This is a genomic window from Oleiphilus sp. HI0128, assembly GCF_001635365.1.
The window spans coordinates 1-818 of sequence record NZ_LWGG01000109.1 but is presented as its reverse complement, the minus strand read 5'-3'; the positions used below and the strand labels follow the sequence as shown (position 1 = coordinate 818).

Annotated in this window: 1 protein-coding gene; it reads right to left on the bottom strand. The window is 40.7% G+C overall.

Going from position 1 to position 818, the window contains the following annotated elements:
• Positions 1 to 448: YajQ family cyclic di-GMP-binding protein (locus tag A3763_RS01355; RefSeq protein WP_068759830.1), on the bottom strand; the 448-nt coding region annotated here is incomplete at its 3' end.
• Between the last annotated feature and the right edge of the window lie 370 nt (positions 449 to 818).

Below are 818 nucleotides of genomic sequence, written 5' to 3'. Positions count from 1 at the left end.
CAAGATCCGATTCTTTGAAGAAGCGCATCACTTCTTGCAAGTCATCTCGTTTTTTACCCGTAACACGAACTTTATCACCTTGAATTGCCACCTGAACTTTAAGCTTGGCTTCTTTCACCATCTTAACCATTTTTCGTGCAACATCTTTATCAATTCCCTGTTTGATATCAAAACTTCTTTTAACTAACTTGCCCGCTTTACTGTCACCCGCCTCAGTCAGAGAACGAACATCAAGCTTTCGTTTAGCAAATGCCATCTGCAGCATTTCGATAAGCTGTTCAAGCTGAAAGTCCTGCTCGGCTGAAAAAGTGACTCGTGTCCCTTCGACAACAATATCGGCCTGAACATTTTTAAAGTCCCAACGGTTACCTAGTTCACGTTTTGCTTGATCAATTGCATTTGTGACCTCATGCATGTCAAGTTCTGAGACCGTATCAAAAGATGGCATGGTATACTCCCGCGTATCATTAACAATAAATTTTCCCCATTATAGCGGGTAGTGACTTGAGTAGTTACTTGAAAAATCAGTTTCAAGAGAATCTCTTGTAAATGACTTTCGCACAAAGCTAAAAACACGTCTAAACTGGGGAAACAATAATAAAGCTGAGTAACTTTTTCTCGCAGTAGAATTTTGTAGCAACTAAGCACGCTGACCATAAGCGCTTAGCGCTACACGCGATAGCCGAAATAGTAAACGGATTTGTATATCGTATTGAAGAATCAGAGACTCGGATAAGGACCTGGACTCATGCCCAATCTCGATCTTTCCATTCTAGTAGTGGATGACACAAAATTCAGCAGCACAATCATAGCCAAAA